Source organism: Allomuricauda sp. CAU 1633, assembly GCF_017313225.1.
Lineage (GTDB): Bacteria > Bacteroidota > Bacteroidia > Flavobacteriales > Flavobacteriaceae > Flagellimonas.
This window is the reverse complement of record NZ_JAFLNE010000001.1, coordinates 408,260-433,685: the sequence shown is the minus strand read 5'-3', so window position 1 is coordinate 433,685 and position 25,426 is coordinate 408,260. Positions and strand designations below refer to the sequence as shown.

The 25,426-nt window shown below is 40.5% G+C and carries 23 protein-coding genes and 1 tRNA gene; 16 read left to right on the top strand and 8 right to left on the bottom strand.

Annotated features, from left to right (window positions below):
- Nucleotides 1-63: 63 nt before the first annotated feature.
- On the top strand, nucleotides 64-1,860 hold the full coding sequence (gene lepA, locus J0X14_RS01930; RefSeq protein WP_207096065.1) for a translation elongation factor 4: 1,797 nt from the start codon (nucleotides 64-66) through the stop codon (nucleotides 1,858-1,860).
- An 11-nt stretch (nucleotides 1,861-1,871) separates the two neighbouring features.
- Here the strand turns inward: lepA and J0X14_RS01925 are convergent, their stop codons facing one another.
- On the bottom strand, nucleotides 1,872-2,120 hold the full coding sequence (locus J0X14_RS01925; RefSeq protein ID WP_207096064.1) for a hypothetical protein: 249 nt from the start codon (nucleotides 2,118-2,120) through the stop codon (nucleotides 1,872-1,874).
- A 118-nt stretch (nucleotides 2,121-2,238) separates the two neighbouring features.
- Complete coding sequence (locus J0X14_RS01920; RefSeq protein WP_207096063.1) at nucleotides 2,239-4,077, bottom strand: cation:proton antiporter; 1,839 nt, start codon at nucleotides 4,075-4,077, stop codon at nucleotides 2,239-2,241.
- 199 nt (nucleotides 4,078-4,276) lie between these two features.
- Between J0X14_RS01920 and J0X14_RS01915 the strand changes: the two genes are divergently transcribed.
- The 12 genes from J0X14_RS01915 (at nucleotide 4,277) to J0X14_RS01860 (ending at nucleotide 17,850) form a co-directional block, all read left to right on the top strand.
- Nucleotides 4,277-5,143: an MBL fold metallo-hydrolase gene (locus J0X14_RS01915; protein WP_207096062.1), complete on the top strand. Its 867-nt coding sequence runs from the start codon at nucleotides 4,277-4,279 to the stop codon at nucleotides 5,141-5,143.
- 28 nt (nucleotides 5,144-5,171) lie between these two features.
- A complete protein-coding gene (locus tag J0X14_RS01910; RefSeq protein ID WP_207096061.1) occupies nucleotides 5,172-6,824 on the top strand; it encodes a S8 family peptidase in 1,653 nt (550 codons plus the stop codon).
- A 3-nt stretch (nucleotides 6,825-6,827) separates the two neighbouring features.
- Nucleotides 6,828-8,678, top strand: a complete 1,851-nt coding sequence (locus J0X14_RS01905) for a M1 family metallopeptidase (RefSeq protein WP_207096060.1) — start codon at nucleotides 6,828-6,830, stop codon at nucleotides 8,676-8,678.
- 125 nt (nucleotides 8,679-8,803) lie between these two features.
- Nucleotides 8,804-9,610, top strand: coding sequence for a ribonuclease P protein component (gene rnpA, locus J0X14_RS19180; RefSeq protein WP_317194406.1), 807 nt, complete (start codon nucleotides 8,804-8,806; stop codon nucleotides 9,608-9,610).
- The gene (locus tag J0X14_RS01895) at nucleotides 9,594-11,225 is read left to right on the top strand and encodes a S41 family peptidase (RefSeq protein WP_207096059.1); all 1,632 of its coding nucleotides are present in this window, start codon (nucleotides 9,594-9,596) and stop codon (nucleotides 11,223-11,225) included. Before rnpA ends, J0X14_RS01895 begins: the two co-directional genes overlap by 17 nt.
- Nucleotides 11,226-11,227: 2 nt before the next feature.
- Nucleotides 11,228-12,424 (top strand): hypothetical protein, encoded by a 1,197-nt coding sequence (locus J0X14_RS01890; protein WP_207096058.1) that lies wholly within the window; start codon nucleotides 11,228-11,230, stop codon nucleotides 12,422-12,424.
- 90 nt (nucleotides 12,425-12,514) lie between these two features.
- A complete protein-coding gene (locus tag J0X14_RS01885; RefSeq protein WP_207096057.1) occupies nucleotides 12,515-13,474 on the top strand; it encodes a hypothetical protein in 960 nt (319 codons plus the stop codon).
- A 37-nt stretch (nucleotides 13,475-13,511) separates the two neighbouring features.
- Nucleotides 13,512-14,462 (top strand): DUF2157 domain-containing protein, encoded by a 951-nt coding sequence (locus J0X14_RS01880; protein WP_207096056.1) that lies wholly within the window; start codon nucleotides 13,512-13,514, stop codon nucleotides 14,460-14,462.
- A complete protein-coding gene (locus J0X14_RS01875; protein ID WP_207096055.1) occupies nucleotides 14,450-15,526 on the top strand; it encodes a DUF4401 domain-containing protein in 1,077 nt (358 codons plus the stop codon). The genes J0X14_RS01880 and J0X14_RS01875 overlap by 13 nt, the downstream gene beginning before the upstream one ends.
- Nucleotides 15,513-16,001, top strand: coding sequence for a GDYXXLXY domain-containing protein (locus J0X14_RS01870; RefSeq protein ID WP_207096054.1), 489 nt, complete (start codon nucleotides 15,513-15,515; stop codon nucleotides 15,999-16,001). Before J0X14_RS01875 ends, J0X14_RS01870 begins: the two co-directional genes overlap by 14 nt.
- 15 nt (nucleotides 16,002-16,016) lie before the next feature.
- Nucleotides 16,017-17,264, top strand: a complete 1,248-nt coding sequence (gene dcm, locus J0X14_RS01865; protein ID WP_207096053.1) for a DNA (cytosine-5-)-methyltransferase — start codon at nucleotides 16,017-16,019, stop codon at nucleotides 17,262-17,264.
- Nucleotides 17,242-17,850: a hypothetical protein gene (locus tag J0X14_RS01860; RefSeq protein ID WP_207096052.1), complete on the top strand. Its 609-nt coding sequence runs from the start codon at nucleotides 17,242-17,244 to the stop codon at nucleotides 17,848-17,850. The genes dcm and J0X14_RS01860 overlap by 23 nt, the downstream gene beginning before the upstream one ends.
- Nucleotides 17,851-17,938: 88 nt before the next feature.
- On the opposite strand, the gene J0X14_RS01855 is transcribed toward J0X14_RS01860, so the two are convergent.
- Genes J0X14_RS01855 through J0X14_RS01845 form a run of 3 tightly spaced genes read right to left on the bottom strand, consistent with a single transcriptional unit; the run spans nucleotide 17,939 to nucleotide 19,740 of the window.
- Entirely contained in the window at nucleotides 17,939-18,376 is a 438-nt protein-coding gene (locus tag J0X14_RS01855; RefSeq protein WP_207096051.1) for a GNAT family N-acetyltransferase, read from the bottom strand.
- Nucleotides 18,376-19,299: a cation diffusion facilitator family transporter gene (locus tag J0X14_RS01850; RefSeq protein WP_207096050.1), complete on the bottom strand. Its 924-nt coding sequence runs from the start codon at nucleotides 19,297-19,299 to the stop codon at nucleotides 18,376-18,378. The genes J0X14_RS01855 and J0X14_RS01850 overlap by 1 nt, the downstream gene beginning before the upstream one ends.
- 9 nt (nucleotides 19,300-19,308) lie before the next feature.
- Nucleotides 19,309-19,740 carry an RpiB/LacA/LacB family sugar-phosphate isomerase gene (locus J0X14_RS01845; protein WP_207096049.1) on the bottom strand — a complete coding sequence of 144 codons (432 nt, stop codon included), beginning with the start codon at nucleotides 19,738-19,740 and terminating at the stop codon, nucleotides 19,309-19,311.
- 592 nt (nucleotides 19,741-20,332) lie between these two features.
- On the opposite strand from J0X14_RS01845, the gene rnr reads away from it, so the two are divergent.
- The 3 genes from rnr to J0X14_RS01830 are packed head-to-tail and all read left to right on the top strand — an operon-like array spanning nucleotide 20,333 to nucleotide 23,920.
- Nucleotides 20,333-22,516, top strand: a complete 2,184-nt coding sequence (gene rnr / locus J0X14_RS01840) for a ribonuclease R (protein WP_207096048.1) — start codon at nucleotides 20,333-20,335, stop codon at nucleotides 22,514-22,516.
- A gap of 52 nt (nucleotides 22,517-22,568) precedes the next feature.
- Nucleotides 22,569-23,246, top strand: a complete 678-nt coding sequence (locus tag J0X14_RS01835; protein WP_207096047.1) for a head GIN domain-containing protein — start codon at nucleotides 22,569-22,571, stop codon at nucleotides 23,244-23,246.
- Between the two features lie 5 nt (nucleotides 23,247-23,251).
- A complete protein-coding gene (locus tag J0X14_RS01830; RefSeq protein WP_207096046.1) occupies nucleotides 23,252-23,920 on the top strand; it encodes a LysE family translocator in 669 nt (222 codons plus the stop codon).
- A gap of 29 nt (nucleotides 23,921-23,949) precedes the next feature.
- Here J0X14_RS01830 and J0X14_RS01825 read toward each other — a convergent pair.
- The 3 genes from J0X14_RS01825 to J0X14_RS01815 all read right to left on the bottom strand — a co-directional run bounded on the left by J0X14_RS01825 (nucleotide 23,950) and on the right by J0X14_RS01815 (nucleotide 25,423).
- A tRNA-Cys gene (locus J0X14_RS01825) sits at nucleotides 23,950-24,020 on the bottom strand.
- A 45-nt stretch (nucleotides 24,021-24,065) separates the two neighbouring features.
- A complete protein-coding gene (gene folB / locus J0X14_RS01820) occupies nucleotides 24,066-24,428 on the bottom strand; it encodes a dihydroneopterin aldolase (RefSeq protein WP_207096045.1) in 363 nt (120 codons plus the stop codon).
- A 44-nt stretch (nucleotides 24,429-24,472) separates the two neighbouring features.
- Nucleotides 24,473-25,423 (bottom strand): type IX secretion system membrane protein PorP/SprF, encoded by a 951-nt coding sequence (locus J0X14_RS01815; protein WP_207096044.1) that lies wholly within the window; start codon nucleotides 25,421-25,423, stop codon nucleotides 24,473-24,475.
- Between the last annotated feature and the right edge of the window lie 3 nt (nucleotides 25,424-25,426).

Sequence of the window (25,426 nt, the reverse complement as noted above, 5' to 3'; positions counted from 1 at the left end):
GGTATTTAAAACAACTATATTTGCAGTTGCTTAGTAGCCCATTTGTATTGAGCAACTGTTGATATGGAGAAGATTAGGAATTTTTGCATCATTGCGCATATAGACCACGGAAAAAGTACGTTGGCAGACCGATTATTGGATTTCACCGGCTCCGTTACCGAGAGGGAAAAACAAGATCAGTTGTTGGACAGCATGGACTTGGAGCGTGAACGTGGGATCACCATAAAAAGTCATGCCATACAAATGGAATATGTGCACGAAGGGGAGACCTATGTCCTAAATTTAATTGATACTCCTGGCCACGTGGACTTTTCCTATGAAGTGTCAAGATCCATTGCCGCTTGTGAAGGTGCCCTTTTGGTAGTGGATGCCGCACAAAGTATCCAAGCGCAGACCATTTCCAACTTGTATTTGGCTTTGGAGAATGACTTGGAAATCATTCCGGTGCTCAATAAAGTGGATTTGCCAAGTGCCAATCCTGAAGAAGTTACCGATGACATTGTGGATCTCTTGGGTTGTGCTCCTGAAGATGTAATTCCTGCCAGTGCCAAAACAGGAATCGGAATTGAAGATATTCTCACAGCGATCATTGAGCGTGTTCCCGCTCCAAAAGGAAATCTAAATGAGCCTTTGCAGGCTTTGGTTTTTGACTCAGTCTACAATCCTTTTCGAGGTGTTGAGACCTATTTTAGGGTCATCAACGGTGAAATTACAAAAGGGCAAAAGATAAAATTCGTCGCTACTGGAAAATCCTATGACGCCGATGAAATTGGCACTTTAAAACTAAAACAGGTTCCCAAGAACAAAATATCAGCAGGGGATGTGGGGTATTTGATTACCGGAATCAAAGATGCCCGTGAGGTAAAGGTTGGTGATACCATTACGGATGCCGTCAACCCCACCAAAAATGCCATTGAAGGATTTGAATATGTAAAACCCATGGTTTTTGCTGGAATTTATCCTGTGGATACCGAAGATTTTGAGGAATTACGCTCTTCCATGGAAAAATTGCAGCTCAATGATGCTTCTTTGGTCTTTACGCCAGAAAGTAGTGCGGCTTTGGGCTTTGGTTTCCGATGCGGATTTTTGGGAATGCTCCACATGGAGATTATCCAAGAACGCTTGGAGCGCGAGTTCGACATGACGGTGATCACCACTGTTCCCAACGTAAGCTATCACGCATTTACCACCAAGGATACGGAAACCCCGGTTATTGTCAACAATCCTTCTGATTTGCCCGACCCTTCCACTTTGGATCGGGTTGAAGAGCCCTATATAAAGGCAACCATCATCACCAAATCCGATTTTGTGGGGAATGTGATGTCGCTCTGTATTGAAAAACGGGGTCAGATTGTCAACCAAACCTATTTGACCACGGAACGTGTGGAACTTATTTTCGATATGCCCTTGGCTGAAATCGTTTTTGATTTTTACGACCGATTGAAAACCATTTCAAAAGGATACGCCTCTTTTGATTATTCCCCAATAGGAATGCGAGTATCCAAACTGGTCCGAGTGGATATACTTTTAAATGCCCAGCCCGTCGACGCTTTATCTGCATTGGTCCATTTTGATAATGCACACAACATTGGGAAACGCATGTGCGAAAAATTGAAGGAACTTATCCCTAGACAACAGTTTGACATTCCTATTCAGGCCGCCATCGGTTCCAAAATCATTTCGCGTGAAACCATCAAGGCCTTGCGAAAAGATGTAACGGCCAAGTGTTATGGTGGGGATATTTCGCGGAAACGAAAATTGCTGGAAAAGCAGAAAAAGGGGAAAAAGCGTATGCGCCAAGTGGGCAATGTAGAAATTCCGCAGCAAGCGTTTATGGCTGTTTTAAAGTTAAATGACTAAGCTTTAAAGTGTCATAAGTCTAATTCACACGTTGCTTCAACCACTTGCTTAATACTTAGCCCAGCCAACTCTTCTTTTGTTATGGTTGTGGTAGTACTTCCTATCGTGTAATCATATGTTTCATTTCCATTGTCACATATCTTATGGGTATTGCCTGCATTTGAGGTGCAGGATTCACATTTTTTGGCTGGACCATCGTCTTTAGAACATGCTGTGAGGAACACGGCAGCTAATCCCACAACTAAAACTACTTTTTTCATCATCTAAAATTTAAGATTATGAAATAAAAGTAGAGCCCTTCAGGTGTACAGAGGGGGTAGAATTGATGTATGCCCCATAGGAATTGATGTTTCGATAAAAATGCTGTAAATGGCTGTTTTAAGACGGTTCCTTCTCCGTAGCAAACCGCTTACCCAAATAAACGAGTTTGAAGCCTTCACCCTTAGGTTGAAAATCCTTACTGTTCGCAGGAATGATTTCAATACTTCCATTGGGATGTTTGGTGAAAACAGGAATGATGTCCCCCTCTTGTTGACTTGTATCTATGAGTTTATCATAGTGTTCCTTATCCTTGAGGTCAATTTCATGAATTGCAGGGTACTTTCTTACCGTGTCCATAAGTTTGATGAAATCATCCGTATGTGAAAAAAGTCCTTCTTTGGGATTGTTCTGTGGGTCATTTACCTCTTCCGTGTTCACCAATCGAAAAGCTCCATTCTCCCCAAACTGCTTTTGAAATTTATCGATGGCAAATTTATTGATGTCTGAGTTCCCGGTGAGTGCCATCAGATAACCCATATCGTTCAGTTCGATATTATCGGTAAGGGTGTCAGAAAAAATATTGGCCGTAAGCGCCTCCAAGCCTAATTTTTTAGCCTTATCCACATTGGTTTGGTTATTGTCTATCAACACCACGTGTCTATTGTTCTTCCGCAAATAATTTGCAATTAGCCTAGACAGTTTGGAGGCACCTATGATCAATATACCTTCTGACTTTTTTAGGAAGACCCCCACCAATTTTGCAAAGATGCGAGCTGTAGTGGCATTCAAAAGTACTGTTCCCAATACAATCATAAAGACCAATGGGGTAATATACTCTGCCCCCGGTTCTCCCCTTAAAATCAGTTTGGAACCAAACAGCGAAGCAATACCGGCAGCCACAATACCCCTGGGACCCACCCAGCCGATAAAAAGCTTTTCGTTGAATTTTAAATTGGAGCCATGGGCGCTTAAAAATACCCCCAGCGGCCTAATAATAAATACGATAACGGCAAAAAGAGCCACAGTATCCCAATTGTAAATCAGCTCCATATCGCTGATATTGATGTTGGCCGCCAAAAGAATGAAAAGAATGGATATGAGAAGCACGCTCAAAGACTCCTTAAAATATAGAAGCTCTTTTAGGTTGGGCAGGTTCATGTTGCCCAAAACCATTCCCATGACCACAACGGCCAAAAGCCCAGATTCATGTGCAAATAAATCTGACTCCACATACACCAGAAGTACGGTGGATAGGGATACCACATTCAACAAGTAATGTGGGATAAAATCACGCTTTATGGCAAAAGCCAATGCGTGGGCAAACGTAAACCCAAAGGTGGTTCCAAAAAGCAAAATCTTACCGAACTCAATTAGTGCGGTTTGTGTAAAGGCTTGCCCTTCCCCAACACTGATAAATTCAAACACCAAAACCGCCACCAATGCTCCAATGGGATCTATGAGGATGCCTTCCCACTTCAGGACTGTGGACACATCTTTTTTAAGGGGTATGTTTCGTAAAATAGGTGTAATCACAGTTGGGCCCGTAACAATGATCAATCCAGAAAAGAGAAAGGATATCTGCCATGACAGCCCAAAAATATAATGGGCGGCCACGCCTGCCCCAAAAAAAGTGACCACAGTTCCTATGGTTATCAACTTGGTGATTACCGGTCCTACGTTTGATATTTCGGCTCGTTTTAGGGTAAGTCCTCCTTCAAACAAGATTACGCTGATGGCCAAGGACACAAAATAATAGAGTCCCTCACCCGGAAATAATCCTTTTTCTCCCGTCCAAATGGGTTCAATCAGTTTTGATCCATCCTCGGTGTACAGCGTAGATATGGGTCCCACCAAAAGACCAATCAATATTAAAGGTAAAATGGCTGGCAATTTAAACCGCCAAGCCACCCATTGTGCAATGATGCCAAGAATAATAATTCCCGCAAGTTCCAGCATTGTTCAAGTTTTGTTGAAATTTACAGTTTTTCTTTTAGATTGCCCCCAATCCCAAAAAGGGAGTTTTTGTTTATATATGGTGATAAGTCATAAACTAAGGTTTCATCAGAATAATTTTGTTAAAATACGGCCAATAAATTCCTATTTTTTAGCCATTTGCATTGTGCTTTTCTTATTTTGCATGCCATTTGCTTTCTAAATGACGATTTATCCCGTAGAGACTGGTAATTTTAAGTTGGATGGTGGGGCCATGTTCGGTGTGGTGCCCAAATCCATTTGGAATCGTACCAATCCGGCAGATGCCAACAATATGATTGATTTAGGCACCAGATGTCTTCTCATAGAGGATGGTGACCGACTTATTTTGGTTGATAATGGCCTGGGCAACAAACAATCCGAAAAGTTTTTCAGTTACTATTATCTGTGGGGGAACCATTCCTTGGACGGCTCTTTGAAAAAGTTGGGGTTTCATAAAGATGATATCACCGATGTTTTTTTGACCCATCTCCATTTTGATCACTGTGGCGGAAGCATTCAATGGAACAAAGACCGAACAGGATATGAGCCTGCTTTTAAAAATGCCAAATTCTGGAGCAATAAAGATCATTGGGAGTGGGCCACTAACCCGAATCCTCGGGAAAAAGCTTCTTTTTTAAAGGAAAATTTGTTGCCTATGCAAGAAAGTGGGCAACTTCATTTTGTAGCACAAAGCGAAAGTTCTTTTAAAGAAAATTCAGAATTGGATTTTGGAATCCATTTTGTAAATGGGCATACGGACAAACAAATGCTTCCCCATATTACCTACAAGGGCAAAACTCTGGTCTTTGTGGCCGACCTTATTCCAACGGTCGGGCATATTCCATTGCCCTATGTTATGGGATACGACACCCGCCCTCTGTTGAGCATGGAAGAAAAAGCAACATTTCTCAATAATGCGGCGGGCAACAATTGGCTATTGTTCTTTGAACATGATGCCCACAACCAACTCTGTACCCTAAAACATACTGAAAAAGGGGTGCGTCTGGATGAAACATTCACTTTTAACGAAATATTCAATACGCAATAAAGTTTTACATTCTATACAATTATTTTTTATGAATCGCACATATAGCAAACTATCTTTCCTGTCTCTTTACGTTTCACTTTTCCTAATGGGTTGTGGGGCCACATCTTTGGTTTCCACACCTGTTGAAAATATTGACACAGTACCTTTAAAGATTACAGACCTCACTGAAACTGAGAAAAAAAGTTGGGGACATGCCGACCTGATTATGGACACCATACCTGGAATGAGTGTGGATAGGGCCTACAAGGAAATCATCAAAAATAAAAAAGGAAAAACGATCATCGTGGCCGTAGTCGATTCTGGAATTGATTTGGAGCACGAGGATTTGAATGGCGTATTATGGGTCAATACCGATGAAATTCCAAACAATGGAAAGGATGATGACGGTAATGGTTATGTAGACGACATTCACGGCTATAATTTTTTGGGGGATTCCTATAATGAGCAATTGGAATATGTTCGAATGCTTCGTCTGAACATCGGTGATGCATCCGAAAGGGCCCAAGCAAGACTGCTGTTGGACAAGGAATACCCCGAGGCCCTTCAAAACAAACAGCAATATGAGCAAATCTATCAAGTGGTAAAAGGTGCCGATGACGCGGTTAAAAAAGAACTGGGCAAGGAAACCTATACCAAGGAAGACTTAAAATCCATTGAGGCCAAAACCCCACAAATGGAACAAAGTATTGCCGTTCTTACACAGATGTTTGCCTATGGTGATGACATTCCCAGTGTCTTGGATGAACTTCATGAGGGAATTACATATTTTGCCGATCAGGCCAACTACAACCTCAACAAGGATTTTAATGGTAGAGCGCCCGTTGGTGACGATCCCTACGATTTAACTGATGTTCCCTACGGGAACGGAAACCCAAAGAACCAAGTAGATTCTGAAAGCCACGGTACCCACGTAGCTGGAATCATTGCTGCAGAACGAAACAATGGAATTGGTATGAACGGGGTAGCTCAAAATGTAGAAATCATGAGTGTTCGTGCCGTACCCAATGGTGATGAATACGATAAGGACATTGCTTTGGGCATCCGATATGCTGTGGATAATGGGGCCAAAATCATCAACTGTAGTTTTGGAAAGGCCTTTTCCCCAGAAGCAGAATGGGTGTACGAAGCCATTCAATATGCAGCTTCCAAGGACGTATTGATTGTACATGCCGCTGGAAACGATGGCCATGACTTGGACGACCCAGAAAACCCAAATTATCCCAACGATGCCAAATTGGGACAGACAGATGAGTTTGTGGACAACCTGATTACCGTAGGGGCGCTTACTAGTAGCTACGGCTCTGACATGGTGGCCACCTTTTCCAACTATGGTAAATATAATGTGGACGTTTTTGCGCCTGGTGATGATATTTATTCCACCCTTCCCAACAACACTTACGATTTTCAAGGGGGTACCTCTATGGCCGCTCCTGCGGTTGCAGGGGTTGCAGCCTTGGTAAGGTCTTATTATCCAGATTTGTCGGCGACACAGGTGAAAACCATTATTATGCAGTCTGGATTGTACTCAAAAGCTTCCGTTATTGTTGCGGGCGATGAAACCAAACCTACAACTTTTGATAAAATCTCAAAATCAGGAAAAATGGTCAATGCCTTCAATGCCCTGCTTTTGGCAGATAATATTTCAAAAGGCAAAATGACCTTGAACAGTAATTCAAAATAATATATGAAGCGTTTACTATCATTCCTTTTCACGGCAGTATCGGGAATTTCCCTTCTCTTTGCACAGAATAATTCGTATTGGCAGCAACATGTGGATTATACCATGGAGGTTAATATGGATGTAAAAACCTATCAATATACCGGAACACAAAAGCTGGTCTACACTAATAATTCACCTGATGTGTTGAATCGCGTTTTTTACCACTTGTACTACAATGCCTTTCAACCTGGAAGCGAGATGGACATTCGTTTGCAGAACATTAAAGACCCGGATGGCCGGATGATGGAAAATGGAGTGAGCAGAATTTCCACTCTTTCTGAAGGTGAAATCGGCTATCTGCACGCAGAAAGTCTTATGCAAGATGGGCAAGCGGTTTCCTTTGCTGAAGAGGGCACTATCCTTGTGGTGGATTTGGCCAAACCTATCCCCTCCGGCGGAAAAACTACTTTGGAAATGACCTTTAAAGGTCAGGTTCCATTGCAGATTCGCCGCGCTGGAAGAAATAGTAGCGAGGGCGTGGCCCTTTCCATGAGTCAATGGTACCCCAAACTTTCCGAATACGATTATGAGGGCTGGCATCCCAACCCATACATTGCCCGCGAGTTTCATGGCGTATGGGGCAATTTTGATGTAAAACTCACCTTAGATAAGGATTACACTGTTGGTGGAACGGGTTATTTGCAAAATCCCCAAGAAATTGGGCATGGCTACGAAACCCCTGGAACCAAAGTAAAAACCAAAGGCAAGACCCTTACTTGGCATTTTGTAGCTCCAAACGTGCACGATTTTATGTGGGCCGCCGATCCAGAATATATTCATGATTCGGTTAAAATGGAAGACGGACCAACCCTTCATTTTTACTACAAAAACAATCCGGAAATCATTGAAAACTGGAAAAAATTGCAGCCCAAAACAGAGGCGGCCATGCGATTTTTTAGCAAAAACATTGGAAAATACCCCTATGACCAATACTCCGTGGTGCAAGGCGGTGATGGCGGTATGGAATATGCCATGAGCACCCTGATTACTGGGGGTAGGGACTTTGGGGCTTTAGTCAGTGTAATGGTTCATGAAATGGCACACTCATGGTTTCAACATGTTTTGGCCAACAACGAATCCGAGCACGAATGGATGGATGAGGGTTTCACCACCTTCATTAGTAGTTTGTGCAAAAATGAAATCATGGAGCAGAACAAACAGAATCCTTTTGAAGGTTCCTACAAAGGGTACTACGCCTTGGTGAATTCTGGCTTGGAGATGCCACAATCCACCCATGCAGACCGCTATACCACCAATTTTGCCTATGGGATTTCAGCCTATAGCAAGGGCGCTATTTTTCTTTCGCAATTGGGCTATATCATCGGACAAGATAAATTGATGGAAACCATCAGAACCTATTTTGATGATTTCAAATTCAAGCACCCTGTGCCCAATGATGTTATTCGAACTGCGGAAAAGGTTTCTGGAATGCACTTGGATTGGTACCTTACTGATTGGACCAAGACCACCAACACCATAGACTATGGAATTCAAAATGTAAGTGCAGATGGTGATAAAACCAAAATCACCCTAGAGCGAATTGGCGAAATGCCCATGCCTTTAGATATCTTGGTGGTGGGTGCAGATGGTACACAAAGTACGTATTATATTCCATTGCGAATGATGTACGGGGAAAAGGAGAACCCCTATACAACTTTGCAAAGAACGGTATTGGACGATTGGCCTTGGGCATATCCTACTTACGAATTCACTATAGATATGCCTTTGGAAAAGGTAACGGCCATTGTAATTGACCCCTCCCAGCTTATGGCTGATGTGGACGGGGAGAACAATGTATACCAATCCAACCCATAGGTTTCTCAACTTTCAAAAGTATTCCTAGTTAGCAATGTCCCCTTGAGGGGACCTTAGGGGTGTTAAAATTATATTTGATTAATTTGGTACAGCCTATGTCCCCATGGAGGCCTTAGTGATATCCCGTGAAAAACAAAATCATTCCATATAATCCCAAGCTCAAAGAATTTGCAAGACAGCTTAGAAAAAACAGTACGTTGTCTGAAGTCCTCCTATGGCAGAAAATAAAGCAACGGGCATTGGGGGTTCAATTTCACAGGCAAGTGCCTTTATTGGAATACATTGTGGATTTTTACTGTCGCGAATTGAAACTGGCCATTGAAATTGATGGAAAATCCCATGAGTATATCTATGATGAAGATGCTTTTAGAGAGGGTAGATTGGAGCAATTTGGTGTACAGGTTGTACGATTTTCAAACGAAGAAATAAAAAACAACCTATTTAGTGTTTTATTGATTTTACAAGAAACTGTGGACAAACTATCTCAAGGCAAACTCAATCCTTCCCAAAAAATAACACCCCTAAGGTCCCCTCAAGGGGACACCTCAATATATAGCTTTCCAAAAAAAGAAAAACTCAAGAGCAAAGTGCTTTTTGAGGCTCTTTTTGCAGAAGGTAAAAGCGTTTCCCAATTTCCGTTGAAGTTAATCTATCTCAACACCCCATTTGATGATGGTTCCCAAATCAAGGTGGGCGTGGTGGCTCCAAAGAAAAAATTTAAAGGTGCGGTTGGTCGCAATCGCATAAAGCGGCTTTTACGTGAAGCATATCGACTTAACAAGCCCCTTATTTTTAACAACATAGAGGGTAACTTTGCGTTCTTATTTTTATACCTTGGTAACAAGATGCCCGGTTATGCTGAGATAGAAAGTGCTATGAAGCAACTTATGGAAAGCTTTCTAAAAAAAGAGTCCGATGAAAAAATTGATTAAAAAAAAGGTTGTCATCCCCATTTTGGCCGTTGCCGTTTTAATTGGGGCCAGTAGTTTCAGTTTTAAAAGTGATTTCTTTGAAATTGCAAAGCAAATTGAAATTTTCACCACCCTCTTCAAGGAATTGAACATGAACTATGTGGATGAGACCAATCCCGCAGAGCTCATGGATTCTGCCATTAAGAACATGCTGGATGAGCTTGACCCTTATACCCGTTTTTTGAACGAGCAGGATGTGGAAAGCTACAGAATCAACAACGCTGGAGAGTATTCCGGAATAGGGGCCTTGGTGCGTTCCTATGAAAGCAAGTTGCTCATTGTCGAACCTTATGAGGGTTATGCTGCAGATAAAGCCGGATTGAAAGCTGGGGACGAAATCATTAAAATTGGCGATACAAAAGTCTCTGATTTTGATGATGATGCTGGCGAGTTGTTGAAAGGCGCCAACAACACTTCGGTCAATGTAACCTTTGTACGACAAGGAGAAACCATGACCGCCAACATTACCCGCGAAGGTGTTGAAGTGGACGCTGTCCCTTTTTATGATATGATCGATGAAAAAACCGGATACATTGTGCTTTCGCGTTTTAATCGAAAAGCATCCGCTCAGACCAAATCGGCAATTCAAGATTTAAAAGGTAAAGGTGCGGAAAAACTGGTGCTTGATCTAAGGGGAAATCCCGGTGGCCTTCTTTCCGAAGCCATCAATGTTACTAATTTGTTCGTTGATAAAGGCGAGTTAATCGTTACCACAAAATCCAAGGTCAAAAAATTTAACCAAGAATACCGAACCAAAAATCAGCCCGAGGATTTGGATATTCCGCTTGTGGTTTTGGTTGATGGAAAAAGTGCTTCGGCCAGTGAAATTGTCTCAGGTGGATTACAGGATTTGGACCGTGCCGTGGTCATGGGAGCTCGAAGTTTTGGAAAAGGATTGGTGCAGCGCCCCTTAAAGCTCACATATGGAACGCAATTAAAAGTAACTATCTCACGCTATTATACGCCTTCGGGAAGATGTATTCAATCTTTGGATTATTGGAACCGGGATGAAGAGGGCAATGCCGTTCGCAACACAGATTTCCACGAATACACTACTAAGAACGGACGCAAGGTCTGGGATGGTGGCGGTGTAATGCCCGATGTGGTCATCAACTCCTTAACAACCAATTCGCTCATCAATTCCCTGCAGGATAACAACGTTGTTTTTGATTTTGCTACAGACTTTTATTACGACCATAATTTTGAAACCATTGCTGATTTTGCCTTTTCGGATGCGGACTACAACGCCTTTAAAAACTATGCGCGGGAACAAAACTTCACCTTTCAAACCAAAACGGAGGAGTTGTTGGAACAGTCCATCAACGCAGACGATGCTCTTTTGGGCTCGGAGGTCCAAGAAAAATATAAGGATTTATTATTGGCCGTAAATCGGGGGAAAATCACCGCATTGGACACCTATAAAGATGAAATAAAGAAAGGGTTGGAAGATGAAATCATCACCCGTTATTTCTACCGTAATGGGCTCTACAGCTATTATCTGAATCATGATGAGGCCATTTTGGCGGCCACAGAACTCTTGTCCAACAGTACCAAGTATGGCGAAATCCTGAAGTAATCATGCGGCTTTTTGGCCTATTCCTGGTTTTTTTAATAGCTCTCCTTACCAAGGGACAGGCTCAAACTCAACTGGAAAAAGGCATTATTCATGATTCTATTGCCATTGCAGGAACCTCTGATGAATTTTTTGCTCTTTACTTGCCAACATCCTATTCAGACAGCTTGCCCGGTTCCATTGTGTTTGTTTTTGACCCCGCTGCCCGTGGTGCTATTGGTATTCAGCCTTTTATAGCTGCTTCAGAGAAATATGGTCATTTATTAATCTGTTCCAATAATTCAAGGAATGCCTCTTATGAGCGTAATTTTGATTTGGCCAATCGACTTTTCAATCATATTTTTTCACAATTCAATATACAATCGGATGAGATTTACGCCGCAGGATTTTCAGGAGGGTCCCGTTTGGCCGGTGCCATCGCTTCATTGACCAATCAGTTTGCTGGGGTTTTGGGTTGTGGAGCTGGGTTTTCGGGTGTGCAAGAACATATGCCCACAACTCAAAATTATGCTTATGTGGGGCTGTGTGGCTACAAGGACATGAACTATAGTGAAATGCTTGAGAACAGAATCTACCTCAACACCATTAATTTTAACAGCACCCTTTTTACTTTTGATGGTGAACATAATTGGCCGCCACCAGCCCAAATAACTAGGGCATTTGATTGGCTATATCTTCAAAAACTGAAAAAAGAAAAACCAAATCGTTCAGACGATATTCGAAAATCTTATAGTAATCAACTCGAATGGTTACGTATTCTAGATGAGGAGAAAGAACCGTTGCTTCTTGCGGAAGAATATGAACGTATGGTGAACGATTATGCGGGTTTTATTCCCTTGGATTCTCTAGATCAACACTATCGGTTGCTGCAAAAATCCAAATCATTCAAGCTTAAAAAACGAGCCTTGGAAACGGCTCTTTCTACTGAGAAGAAATGGACAGACAAATTCAGGCCACAATTTTCCAAAGATTTCGAGGGTCAAAACAAGCCGCAGTTTAATTGGTGGAAGAAGGAACTTGACAAGTTGGATGCTTTGACCAAAAAAGGTGAGCCGGAACTACAAAAAATGGTATACCGCGTAAAATTTGACCTTTATGCACGTGCTTTTTCCAGAAAAAATTGGCTTTCCTTAACTTCAAATCAAAAAGCAATAGCTTTAATTGACCGTTTTTTGGAGATACTTTATTCAAAAACCAACTAAGTTTCGTTCTTTGTCAACCCATATAGTGGAATGGTCAGATCGTAAGGGAAATACCTTTTCCTGTTCGTTATTTTTCTAAAAATTTCGTTCATGATCTATACCATTATCACCCTGACCATTGTGAGTCTTGTCTTGCTATTTTGGCTCTATAAATTGATGCAATATTGTTTTTTTCGACCCTTTTCTCTTTGGAAGTCACAAAAGAACAGTTCTGTTCCGGCCAAGGAGGCTACCATACTTTCGGTGAATACACTTAGAAATGGAAAGTTCCCGCTTTTGGAGGTAGATGTTCTTTTTGAAAATTTTTCGGGATATCCTATACAACGTAAAATGAGATTTGTGGATAAAAAGCCCCACCTAAATCGGTTTAAAAAAGATGGGGCGATGAGAATCTTATTGGACGCTGGAAAAAAACCGGGAAGCCCTATTTTCCCAGAGACTGGTGAATATCGTATTTCCATGGCACAAATACTATTTTACAGTATTTTGACCATGGCCTATGTTTCAGGATGTTATTTTCTTATGGGGGAAGCCATTTCAAGGGTAAGTGCCTCACCTAATCGTTACGAAGCTATTTTTGCCAACTCCACCGAAAGTGGTGAAACGTTTTTTATTGTTGTCTTGGTTGCTGTATTTCTCTATTTTGTTTTTAGACGCATTGGACTATTGCCTTCCAAAAAATCCAAATCATTGAATTGGGATTTATTATATCATGGCTTAGGGGTTACGGCTACAGTTAAGGAATATAAGGATACGGGTACCCTAATTAATGATAATCCAGTGGTAAGATTTATCTACACATACCCAGACCAGAGAGGTCAGATCATTGAGGGAAGTGATAAAAAGGTTGTGGGGAAGTTGGAAATTGTTGGGCTACCGGACATGCATGAACTGGAAATCATGTATTTGCCCACAGATTCACATATTTCTAGATTGACGGAAAATTTACAAAAGGAAAATTTTTCGGTTTACGCTAATAGCTTGATTCTGTTCTCCCTACTTCTATTTTCAATATTCTTTATTGTTGGATTCTGTAAGGATTTGTTTTAAAAATCCATTGTATCTTGTTAAATGTTCAACCAGCCACATGCCAAAAATAGATCGCGAAGACATACAAATACTCTGCAAGCACAGCAATTGGTCCGAGCCTAGTGTCCGAAATACTTTGGAAGAAACCATTTATAATGGTGTTTCTTCCTGGCAGCGCTTTTTACAACTTTTGTTATTGGCTTTGGGTGTCTCATTTACTGCTGCGGGAATCATTTTTTTCTTTGCCTATAATTGGGCCGACCTTCACAAGTTTGCAAAACTTGGGCTGATTGGATTCCTGATTATTGTATCTATTTTGGCTTCCGTATTTACCAAAACCAAGCCTTTGGTCAAGAAAATGATGGTTTTGGCCGCATCCATCTTGGTTGGTGTGCTGTACGCCGTTTTTGGTCAAGTATACCAAACTGGAGCAAATGCTTACGATTTTTTCTTGGGTTGGACTTTGTTTATTACCATTTGGGTTCTGTTTTCCAACTTTGCGCCACTTTGGACACTTTTTGTTGTTTTGCTGAACACTGTACTTTTCCTATATGCAGAGCAAGTGGCCCATGAATGGTCCAAGATCTTACTGTATACCCTTCTTTTTTCCATGAATGCCCTTTTACTGGTCGCCTTTCTTTGGTTGCCCCGAATTTTTAAACTATCTCCTTTTCCCTCGTGGTTTGTACAGCTTTTGTCACTGGCAACCGTGGCTTGTTCCACTATAGGGGTTTCCACAGGAATTTTTGCGGAAATAGAGACTTCTTTCAGAATACTGCTGGTCTTAACCCTATTGTTTTATGGTGCCGGAATCTGGTACGGGTTAAAAACCAAGAGCCTGTTTTATCTATCCATCATCGCTTTCAGCATGATTATAATACTCAGCGCTGCACTATTGGACTTTTCTGAGGAAGCCAGTATGCTATTTGCCATTGGGGTTTTTATTGTCGCCAGCATCACCTTGTTGATTAAGATTTTACTGAACTATCAAAAGAAATGGGCAAACTAGAGGACATACAACAGCATTTAAAGAACATTAAATCCCTTGAAGGTAATTCTTTTGAGTATGATGAAAAGGCCATTCTCCAGGAATATGAAAAAAGAGGTGGGGAAAAATCCAGTTTTATTATTAAAGCACTCTCCATTTTTGGTGGCTTTTTGGCTTCCATTGCTTTTTTGGGCTTTTTATTGATATTAGGTCTGTATAACTCGGAAACCACCTTGTTGCTGGTAGGCGTTGGTCTTATTATTGCATCTATTGTTCTCGTCAAAAAATATGATAAGCTTATTATTGACACCTTTGGAATCTCTCTGTATATTCTTGGTTTGATTCTTTTCATTTTTGGTTTGTCTAACCTTGAAATCCATGAGGATGTTGTTACACTTTTGGTAATGGGCATCGCATTTTTCAGCTTATTCCTGGTTCAAAACCCTATTCTGTCCTTCTTCTCCATTTTGATTTTAAGTGGTGGGTTATTGACTTTGATTATTTCCAATGATGCGTATTCTTTAATCCATCTGTACATCAACCTACATGCCTTTGCACTCACCTACATGTTCTTGAATGAATCAAGTATGCTTACTTCTGAGCTAAAATTGATAAAACTCTACGACCCCCTCCGTATCGCTTTGGTTTTTTCTTTGTTGTTCGGGCTTGCGGCCACGGCCAAACATGAATTTTTTATAATGTCCCAAGCCTATTTTTGGATGTCTTCTTTGGTCATAATTCTAATTTTGCTGTACGTCGTGAACTTACTTTTGAAAACATTTGAGGTTGATTCACCAAAAACCAAGCTATGGGTTTACCTTCTAAGTGGATTGACCTTATTGCCAACATTGTTTGCCCCGGCCATATCTGGAGCACTGCTAATCGTTTTGTTAAGTTTCAAGGTCAATTACAAAACAAGTCTTACCATCGGAATAATTGCTTTGGTGTTTTTCGTCATCCTATATTATTATGACTTAAATTTTACTTTATTAACCAAGTCAATAATCCTTTTCTCTTCGGGATTGGTGTTTCTTTTTTTCTATGTCTTCCTTACCAAAAAGCTAAAATCCAATGAAAAAGTATAGTGGCTACATCATTTTGGGGAATCTGATTCTCTTTTTGGGACTTTTTATCAATGCCGTTGTGCAAAAAGAAGACATTATAGATGAGGGGCAATTAATTCTTTTGGAGCTGGCCCCTGTTGATCCCAGATCTTTGATGCAGGGAGATTACATGCAACTTAATTATATGGTTTCGGGTGACGTTATCGTAAACAGAATTCCAAAAAGAGGATATTGCGTGGTTACCCTGGACTCAGATGGGGTGGCAAAAAGAGACCGCTTTCAAAAAAAGAACGCTCTTAAAAACGAAAACGAATATCTCATTGAGTACACCGTTGGGGAATGGAATACGGTTCAGATTGGCGCTGAATCCTACTTTTTCCAGGAAGGAGAGGGCGAAAAATACGCCGAGGCCAAATATGGTGGCGTTAAAGTGGATGAAAAAGGGAACAGTGTTTTGGTCGGTCTGTATGATTCTGACCGAAAAAAGATAGAATAAATCCTATTTTTGAGCATGCAAAAACTTAAGGTCTGCGAACTTTTTGCCGGTGTGGGCGGTTTTCGGTTGGGTTTGGAAAAAACGGGACACTACTCCGTAGTGTGGAGCAACCAATGGGAACCCTCTACCAAAATGCAACACGCCTCTTTGGTGTATGAAGCTCGTTTTGGTTCAAAAAACCATTCCAATTCCAATATTGAAGAAGTCCCAACTTCTGAAATTCCAGACCACGATTTGCTGGTGGGCGGTTTTCCTTGCCAGGATTATTCGGTGGCCACTTCCTTAAAAAATTCTAAGGGCCTTCTGGGTAAAAAAGGGGTGCTTTGGTGGTCCATCCATCGCATTCTTTTCGAGAAGAAAAATAAGCCCAAGTACCTTTTTTTGGAGAATGTGGACCGACTTTTAAAATCGCCCTCTACCCAACGTGGTCGTGATTTTGCAGTGATGCTCCGCAGTTTGAACGATTTGGGCTATGCTGTGGAATGGCGCGTAATTAATGCGGCTGAGTATGGAATGCCACAGCGCCGAAGGCGCGTTTTTTTTCTGGCGTTTCACAGGTCTACTAAATTGTTCAAATCCATTGAAAAAACACATCCCAAAGACTGGCTGTTGAGAGGTGGAGTGATTTCAACGGCTTTTCCTGTTGCAAAAACTGCTCAAAATTTGGTTTCTTTTGATTTGGATGATGATTTGGTGTCTATTTCAAATCATTTTAATGCTGAAAAGGGACTTTCTCCGTTTTTAAACTCTGGAACGTGTATAAATGGGTCAGTTTCCACTTTAAAAGTAACGCCTTCTTATGATGGAAAACGTACCGTACTTTCCGAAATACTGGAAAACGGTTCAGCACCAGAAAACCTCTTTATTAATGAATCGGACCTGCCCAAATGGGAATATTTAAAGGGTGCCAAAAAAGAAATTCGCAGAACAAAAGCGGGTTTTGAATATAAGTATAGTGAGGGCAGCATGGTTTTTCCTGATGCCCTTGATCAACCTTCCAGAACCATAATTACTGGAGAGGGCGGTAAATCCCCTTCCCGGTTTAAGCACGTGGTCCAGACCAAAAAAGGACTACGAAGACTTTCTCCTGTTGAATTGGAACGGTTGAACATGTTTCCGGACAATCATACATTATTAGAAGGCATTCCTGATGCAAAACGTGCATTTTTTATGGGAAATGCCCTAGTAGTGGGTGTTGTGGAACAAATTGGTTCTGCTCTGTTCCAGAAAATATCCCAAGTTGAAAAGCAAGTTCAAAGCTGATTTATCCAAAGAACAACGCTTAACCCCTCTTTTGGATTTTTATTACAAAAAGTATTTAAAACAGTACTTTTTCGAACGCTTCCTTGATTTGAAACAACAACTTTTGGGCATAGATCTTATCCTCACAAATAAAAAAACAGGCTTAGTTTATGTTGTGGATGAAAAGGCACAGTTGGATTACATCAATGAAACTTTACCCACTTTTGCTTTTGAATTGTTCTACTCAAAAAATGGGGTTGAAAAACAAGGTTGGCTGTTCGATGCTTCCAAAAAAACCCATTTTTACGCCTTGGTGACCAGCATCTTTTCGGATGAAGAAGAACACTTTACTTCCTGCAACATCACTTTTGTAAATCGTGAAAAGCTCATTCAACATTTGACCGGTTTAGGGCTGGATCAAGAACGTTTTCAGAAAATCGTTGCCGAACACAAGGGACATCACGGTAAATTGGGCCTCGAAAAACTACATCCGTGGCATGAGGGCTATTTATTCTTTTCCACCCAAAACAAGGCGGAACAGCCTATAAATCTCATTTTAAAATTGGACTATTTAATTGACATCGGGATAGCTAAACGGTTAGTTTGATTAAATGGTCAATCACACCTAGGCAGGAATCCATCATCTAAAACACCCCTAAGGTCCCCTCAAGGGGACAACTAAATTAATTCCTTTTTCAAAGAATCATTTGAATATGGGGTATGCCATCCTCTAAATATTCCTCACCAAAGGCGATAAATCCCATTTCTGTATAGAATTTTAGGAGATATTTCTGTGCGGAAATTTCAATGGAGGTTTTGGGAAATCGTTGCGCCAATGCAGCAAGGGAAACCTCCATAATTTGTTTACCATACCCATATTTTCGCTGATTGTTGGCAACCACTACCCTTCCAATGCTCGCATTTTCAAAATAATCGCCAGGCTTGAACATTCGGGTGTAGGCGACAAGTTCACCATCTTTTAAGCCCAAAACATGAAGCGCTTTTTGGTCCTTGTTATCGATATCTTGGTAAACGCAATCTTGTTCCACCACAAAGACCTCACTACGTAATCGGAGTATTTGATACAATTCTTGGGTGGAAAGTTCATCGAATGTTTTGACAACAGCTTCCATTAATCCTGAACGATTACATGTTTGGAATCACATTTATCAAACTCTGGTTGAATATTAACATGATTGATTCCGTGTTTGTGGTAGACGTGTTCCTCAATTTCCTCCAAAATAGCATCAAATTCCGATAGTTTGATATCCTCGGTAAAATCTATATGGGCCTCCATGTGCACTTCATCTTCATTGAGCTGCCAAATATGTACATGATGTACATTCTTGACCCGGTCAATAGTACAAATAGATTCCACAATATCCTGTATTACAATCGTTTTTGGCGTGAAGAGCATCAGCACCTTGGTGGATTCCTTTAGTAGGTCATATCCCATATAGATCAGGTAAATGCCTATCAGCATGGTCAAAACGGCATCCACCCAATAAATTTCAAAGAACTTCATCAAAATACCTCCAATCAATACGGCAACCGAAGCCATCATATCGGTCAACAAATGCAAATATGCCGATTTCATGTTCATGTTGCTTTCCGAATCCTTCTTCAACAGAAGCACACTGAATCCGTTGGCCACAATCCCCAATATGGAAAGCCAAATGACCAAACCAGATTCAATTTCTTGGGGGTCAAACAGACGTTCTACCGCTTCCTTCATCAAAAAAATAGCGACAACCACAAGCGTTGCTGCATTGATAAAGGCCGCCATAATCTCGGCACGTTTATAGCCAAAGGTCTTGTGGGCAGACGCCTTCTTTTTGCCAAAAACTGCAGCCACATAACTGATAATCAAGGAAAGTACATCACTGAAATTGTGAAGTGCATCGGATAAAAGGGCCAAACTTCCCGAAATAAGTCCACCTATAACCTGCGATACGGTTATGGCAATATTCAAAAAGATGGAAATAAGTAGATTCCTTCCTTTTAAATCATTGTGGGCATGTGAGTGACCATGATTATGATGGTGGTGATGACCCATGTGTTTGGTTTAACTACAGGGAATTTTTTCAATTCTTCGTTCGTGGCGTCCGCCTTGAAATTCGGTATTCAAAAAAGTTTCTACCATATCCAATGCCTGCGGAAGCGCAATGAACCGGGCGGGAAGACTTAATATATTGGCATCATTGTGTTCCCTGGCCAATTGGGTAATTTCCTTGGTCCAACACAATGCACCACGTACTTTTTGGTGTTTGTTAATGGTCATAGTAGCGCCGTTTCCGCTTCCGCAGATAACAATACCCAAATCCACATTCCCCTCTTCCACATCGGTGGCCACAGGATGCACAAAATCTGGATAATCCACGCTGTCGGCTCCATCGGTTCCATAATTGATGACTTCTATTCCTTTTGATTTTAAAAGCCCAATTATGGCTAGCTTGTAGTCAGTTCCGGCATGATCGTTCCCTATGGCAATTTTCATGATTTTTGTATTAATATGATAGATTACAAAGGTACGATTCTTTTTGAGTGACCCTGTTGATAAAAATCAACTAATCCTTGCATATCGTTGTAAAACAAACCATTATCATTTTTCCTCATTTGTTGATCTTTTTAAGAAAACTAAGTGTAATTAAATTTTGATTTTCAGAAAATTAAAACCATTACATTAATTTCTTAATGTTAAGCTTAGAATTCTTTAAAAATTAATCAACCAATTAGAAACATAAAATGGGAATAGCTAACATTAAATCAATACTAAGTTTTCAATAAATTTATGTTGAAAACGGTTATTAAAATGCGTTCATAAAAATCGTAATCAGTTGATTTATATGATTTTTTTGGTGGGAAAAATTGTGAACAAAAAACTGCATCGGTTCAAAGCAAGAATTTAGAGAAAAAATTATTCCACATTTCAACATCCTATCATCATCATCATTTTTTTAATTTTTAAAAAGAAGGAAAAGATGTTATTATAATAATTGTTGATAAAACACCTTGTGATGCGGATTACTTTAGCTTTCTTGGTCGGTCACGAATTTTAATTTGTACTTTTCAAAAAAATAAGGACGTTAATGTCAAAGAAAAAGAAGAGAGCTCACAGTCAGCGGAAGAATGAGATTACAAAGGGCATTTTTACAGTTCTTGAAAAAGAACCGTCTCAAAGCTTTAACTACAAGCAAATTGCTTCAAAATTAGGGATTACCGATACACAGGACAGGAACAATTTAATCAAACGATTGGGACAGCTGAAAGCCAGTGATCGCATTGTTGAGATAGAAAGAGGCAAGTATAAAAAGAAGCCAAGTTTGCATACCTATTTTACAGGAAAGGTGGATATGACTTCCAGCGGCAATGCTTATGTTATTGTTGAGGATCAAGATGATGATATTTTTGTTCCGTTCAATCGAATAAACAAAGCATTTCACGGAGATATGGTTGAGGTTTTTTTAAAACCAAAACGCAACGGAAAACGACCCGAAGGCGAAGTATCTAAAGTTCTTGAACGTAAAAAATCTTCGTATGTGGGTATTGTGGACAAACAAAAGACCTTTGCTTTTGTTCGGCCTACCGACCCAAAAATGTACACCGATATTTTTATTCCCCTTGAAAAACTGAAAAAAGCCAATAATGGCGATAAAGTTTTGGTAAGTCTCGGCAACTGGCCAGATGATGCCGATTCACCGTACGGTGAAGTGATTGAGGTACTCGGAAAACCAGGAGAGCACAATACCGAAATACACTCCATCTTGGCGGAATATGGTCTACCGTATGAATTTCCCTATGAAGTGGAGCAGTTTGCCCAAACTTTGGATACCTCAATCAAGGAGTCAGAGATTGCCAAACGAAGGGATATGCGGGATGTGCTTACCTTTACCATAGATCCAAAGGATGCAAAGGATTTTGATGATGCCCTATCCTTTCAAAAATTGGAAAATGGGAATTATGAAATAGGGATTCACATTGCAGACGTATCACATTATGTGCTACCCGATACAATCTTGGAAGATGAGGCATTTAATAGGGCCACATCGGTGTATTTGGTAGATCGGGTGGTGCCCATGCTTCCGGAAGTATTGTCCAACAATGCTTGTTCCCTTCGACCTAACGAAGAAAAATATACCTTTTCTGCCATTTTTGAAATGGATGACAAGGCCAAACTGGTCAATCAATGGTTTGGTAGAACGGCCATCAATTCCAATGAGCGTTTTGCGTATGAAGAGGCACAGCATATCATTGAGACAAAACAGGCGAATATTCCAGAAGATATTTCAATCAGGGATGCTGCATATTCGGTTTCTGAAGAAATCAAGGATGCTATCCTCAAGTTTGATGAATTGGCCAAAATTATGCGAAAGGCACGCATGAATGCTGGAGCTATTTCTTTTGACAAGATTGAAGTACGTTTCAACCTGAGTGAGAATAATGAGCCGGAAGGTGTGTACTTCAAAGAATCAAAGGATGCCAATAAGTTGATTGAGGAATTCATGCTTTTGGCCAACCGAAAGGTGGCAGAGTTTATTGGGAAGCAGAAGAAAACCTTTGTCTACCGTATACATGATGAACCCGATGAGGAAAAGTTATTGGCCTTAAACGGGGTTATATCAAGATTTGGACACAGCATCAACCTTAAGGACAGGAAGAGTGTAAATCAGTCGCTTAACCAGTTGTTGGAGGATGTAAAGGGAAAAAAAGAACAAAATTTGGTGGATACTTTGGCCATACGGAGTATGAGCAAGGCCATTTATACCACTGAAAATATTGGTCATTACGGTTTGGGATTTGAATATTATACTCATTTTACCTCACCTATCCGTAGATACCCAGATGTTATGGTCCATCGCTTATTGCAGTATTATTTGGATGGTGGCAAGCCGCCCAAAGAGGTTATTTATGAAGAAAAGTGCAAGCATTCCTCGGATATGGAACTATTGGCGGCGAATGCCGAACGCGATTCAGTGAAGTACATGCAGATAAAGTTCATGGAGGACCATAAGGACCAAGAGTTTTTGGGTGTGATTTCCGGAGTGACCGAATGGGGCATTTATGTGGAGATTATTGAAAACAAATGCGAGGGAATGGTCAGGATTCGCGATATTAAGGATGATTATTACGTATTTGATGAACGCCAATATGCCATTGTTGGTGAGCGAAGAAAGAAGGTATACCAATTGGGAGATGAAGTATATGTCATGGTCAAGGATACCGATTTGGTAAAACGGCATTTGGACTTTTCGTTGATTGGTAAGAAAGAATGATACTATTTTGGAATAAAATTTGTTATCCTATTGAGAACCAAATTTTTATAGTATGAAGACCTACACAATAGTTTTGTTATGCCTTTTCTTTCAGGTAGTTGTTGCCCAAGGTGAGGTAACACAAAACCTTCAAAGTTTTACTGAGGTAAAGGCTTTTGATGGCCTGTCCATTAATTTAATAAAGTCAACAGAAAACAAGGCGGTCATCAGTGGAGTGAATACCGAAAAGGTGGCTATTGTGAACAATGATGGGGTTTTAAAAATACGAATGGAAATTGATAAAATGTTCAGCGGTTATAGAACCTATGTTGATTTGTACCATACCGAGACCCTAAAAGTAATTGATGTTAATGAGGACGCACGGATTTCTTCAGATGAAACGTATGTGCAAGATGTTCTGGAACTAAAAGCCCAAGAAGGTGCCGAATTGGAAGTCAATTGCCAAGTAGATCAATTATTAATTAAGGCAGTTTCTGGTGGTGAGATTTTTGCAGCTGGATTTTCAAACAACCAGGATGTCATCATTAACACGGGCGGTGCGTATAACGGGAGGACCTTTAAAACAAAATTTACCACAATATCCGTGAATGCGGGGGGGAATGCTGAAATCTATGCAACAGATTATGTAAAAGCAGATGTTAAGGCAGGAGGTGAGGTATTGGTCTACGGAGATCCAAAAAAAATGGATGAAAAAACCGTGTTTGGTGGAAAAATAAAAAGAGTGGAATAAGCAATATGATTGATGATATCCAGGCAGCCATACCGTTAGGATTTTTGTTGAGCTTTATGATTGGGCCTGTCTTTTTTGTGCTTTTGGAAACCAGTGCAACAAAAGGATTTAGGGCAGGGCTGAGTTTGGATATAGGGGTGATTATTGCAGACATTGTTTTTCTACTTATTGCTTATTTCAGTAGCTTTCAATTATTGGAAAACCTCAGCAATCAACCAGGTCTTTTTGTATTTGGGGGAATGATTCTATTGGTCTACGGAATTGTACTTTTTGTAAAAAAGGATGGAAAAAAAGCAAGACTACATGCCAAGAAGGGCAATTATCTAGCCCTCATGGTAAAGGGTTTTTTGTTGAATTTTATCAATATTGGGGTATTGGCTTTTTGGTTGGGCCTTCTTATTGTGGTGGGTCCCAGTTTGGACAATGACCCCAACCGAATGACGGTCTTCTTTAGTACTGTATTGATTGTTTATTTCTCTACAGATTTAATCAAAATTCTATTGGCGAAGCAGCTACGGAAGTATTTGACCAAGGAACGAATTGTGCTTATTAAAAAGGGCCTTGGAATTGTTTTGATTATTTGTGGAATTGTTTTGATCACAAAAGGATTTTTACCTAAGGAAGAGTTCAACATCAAGAAGGAAATAGAACGGATAGAAAATAGGAACACATAAAAAAACCCAACAATTTTGTTGGGTTTAAGAGGCATCGAGCGGATTCGAACCGCTGTACAAGCTTTTGCAGAGCTGTGCCTAGCCACTCGGCCACGATGCCATTCAGGTGTGCAAATGTACTACTTTTTTTAGGTAACCCAAGCGATTATTTAGGCCTTTCAAAGGACAAGACCACGGTTACACTTTCTACATCACCACCAATGGGTGGATTTATTTTTGAAACCTCAACAGTTACTTTTGAAACTTCTTTTAGTTCCAAAAAAATTCGGTCGATGATTCGCTTGGCAACATGTTCCAAAAGGTTGGAACGTATGGCCATTTCCTCTTTTACAATGTTGTTCAAGTGAACGTAATCTACGGTTTCACTCAATTTGTCCGAGGCTGCCGGTAGCGATAAATCAGCAGATATTTCCAAGTCTACCCTATAATCACTCCCAATGAGCATTTCCTCCTTTAAGCATCCGTGATTGGAGTGTATCCTGATGTTATTTACTCTAATTTTTCCCACACCGTTGTTTTAAACAGCGCAAAAATAGGGTAAAACCAGCTAAATTAATACATGCACCTACAGTTGCTTATTCCTTGGAAGAGATCCATGCCAACGGTGACCACATGGGTTCCTGTACTATATCCCAAAATTTCATTGGTAATTACTTGATAGGAATATCCAAAATAGAAGTTACTTTTCTTAAGACCAGCAATAGGGGCAATGTAGAGAGGTTTTCCTAATTGGTCGTTCAAGAAGCGGTAGGTAAGACCTACATAGTAATAGTCTTCAAAATCGTGAAAACGGAACTTGGCGTTCAAGTCGGTAACGGAACGGCCATCACTTTCAAACCATTGGAAGAAAACGGAAGGCTCCAACTCCAATTTACTGTTCTTATTTTTCGAAATGCTATATCCAGTATAGACATAATAATTACGCAAGGTATTTGGTTCAAAAACGGGATTGAACTGTTCCAAGTTCTTGTTCAGGATATTGGACGCATTTAAACTAAAATAGAACTTGTCATATCGATAAAGTACACCCAAATCAAAATTATGGTTGGTGGTAGCTTTATCATCCGTTGGAAGTTGACCGTTGTTTTCCCGAAAATTTTCTACATCAATCCGAAACTGGTTAAAGTTATAGGATATACCAAATGACAAAAAGATATCATCGTAACGGTCCAAAGTCAAATGGTGGGCAAAGGAAACCCGCGCACCTCTTTGTTTGGTTTCCCCATTACTATCATTGTACAAAAGCATTCCCAATCCTGATCGGTTCCCAATCCTGGCATCAGCAGCCAAGGTTTGGGTATCTGGAGCATCCTCTATGCCAACCCATTGCGTTAGACCATTCAAACGCACCTTTATGTGATCTCCTATACCAGCATAGGTAGGGGACATTAAAAAGGGGTTGTCAGCGATGTATTGCGAAAGCTGGGGAATGGTCAACTCCTGGCCTTTGACCATAAAGGTCAAAAGAAACAATAAGGCTGAGGAATATGCTTTTTTAAACATTGT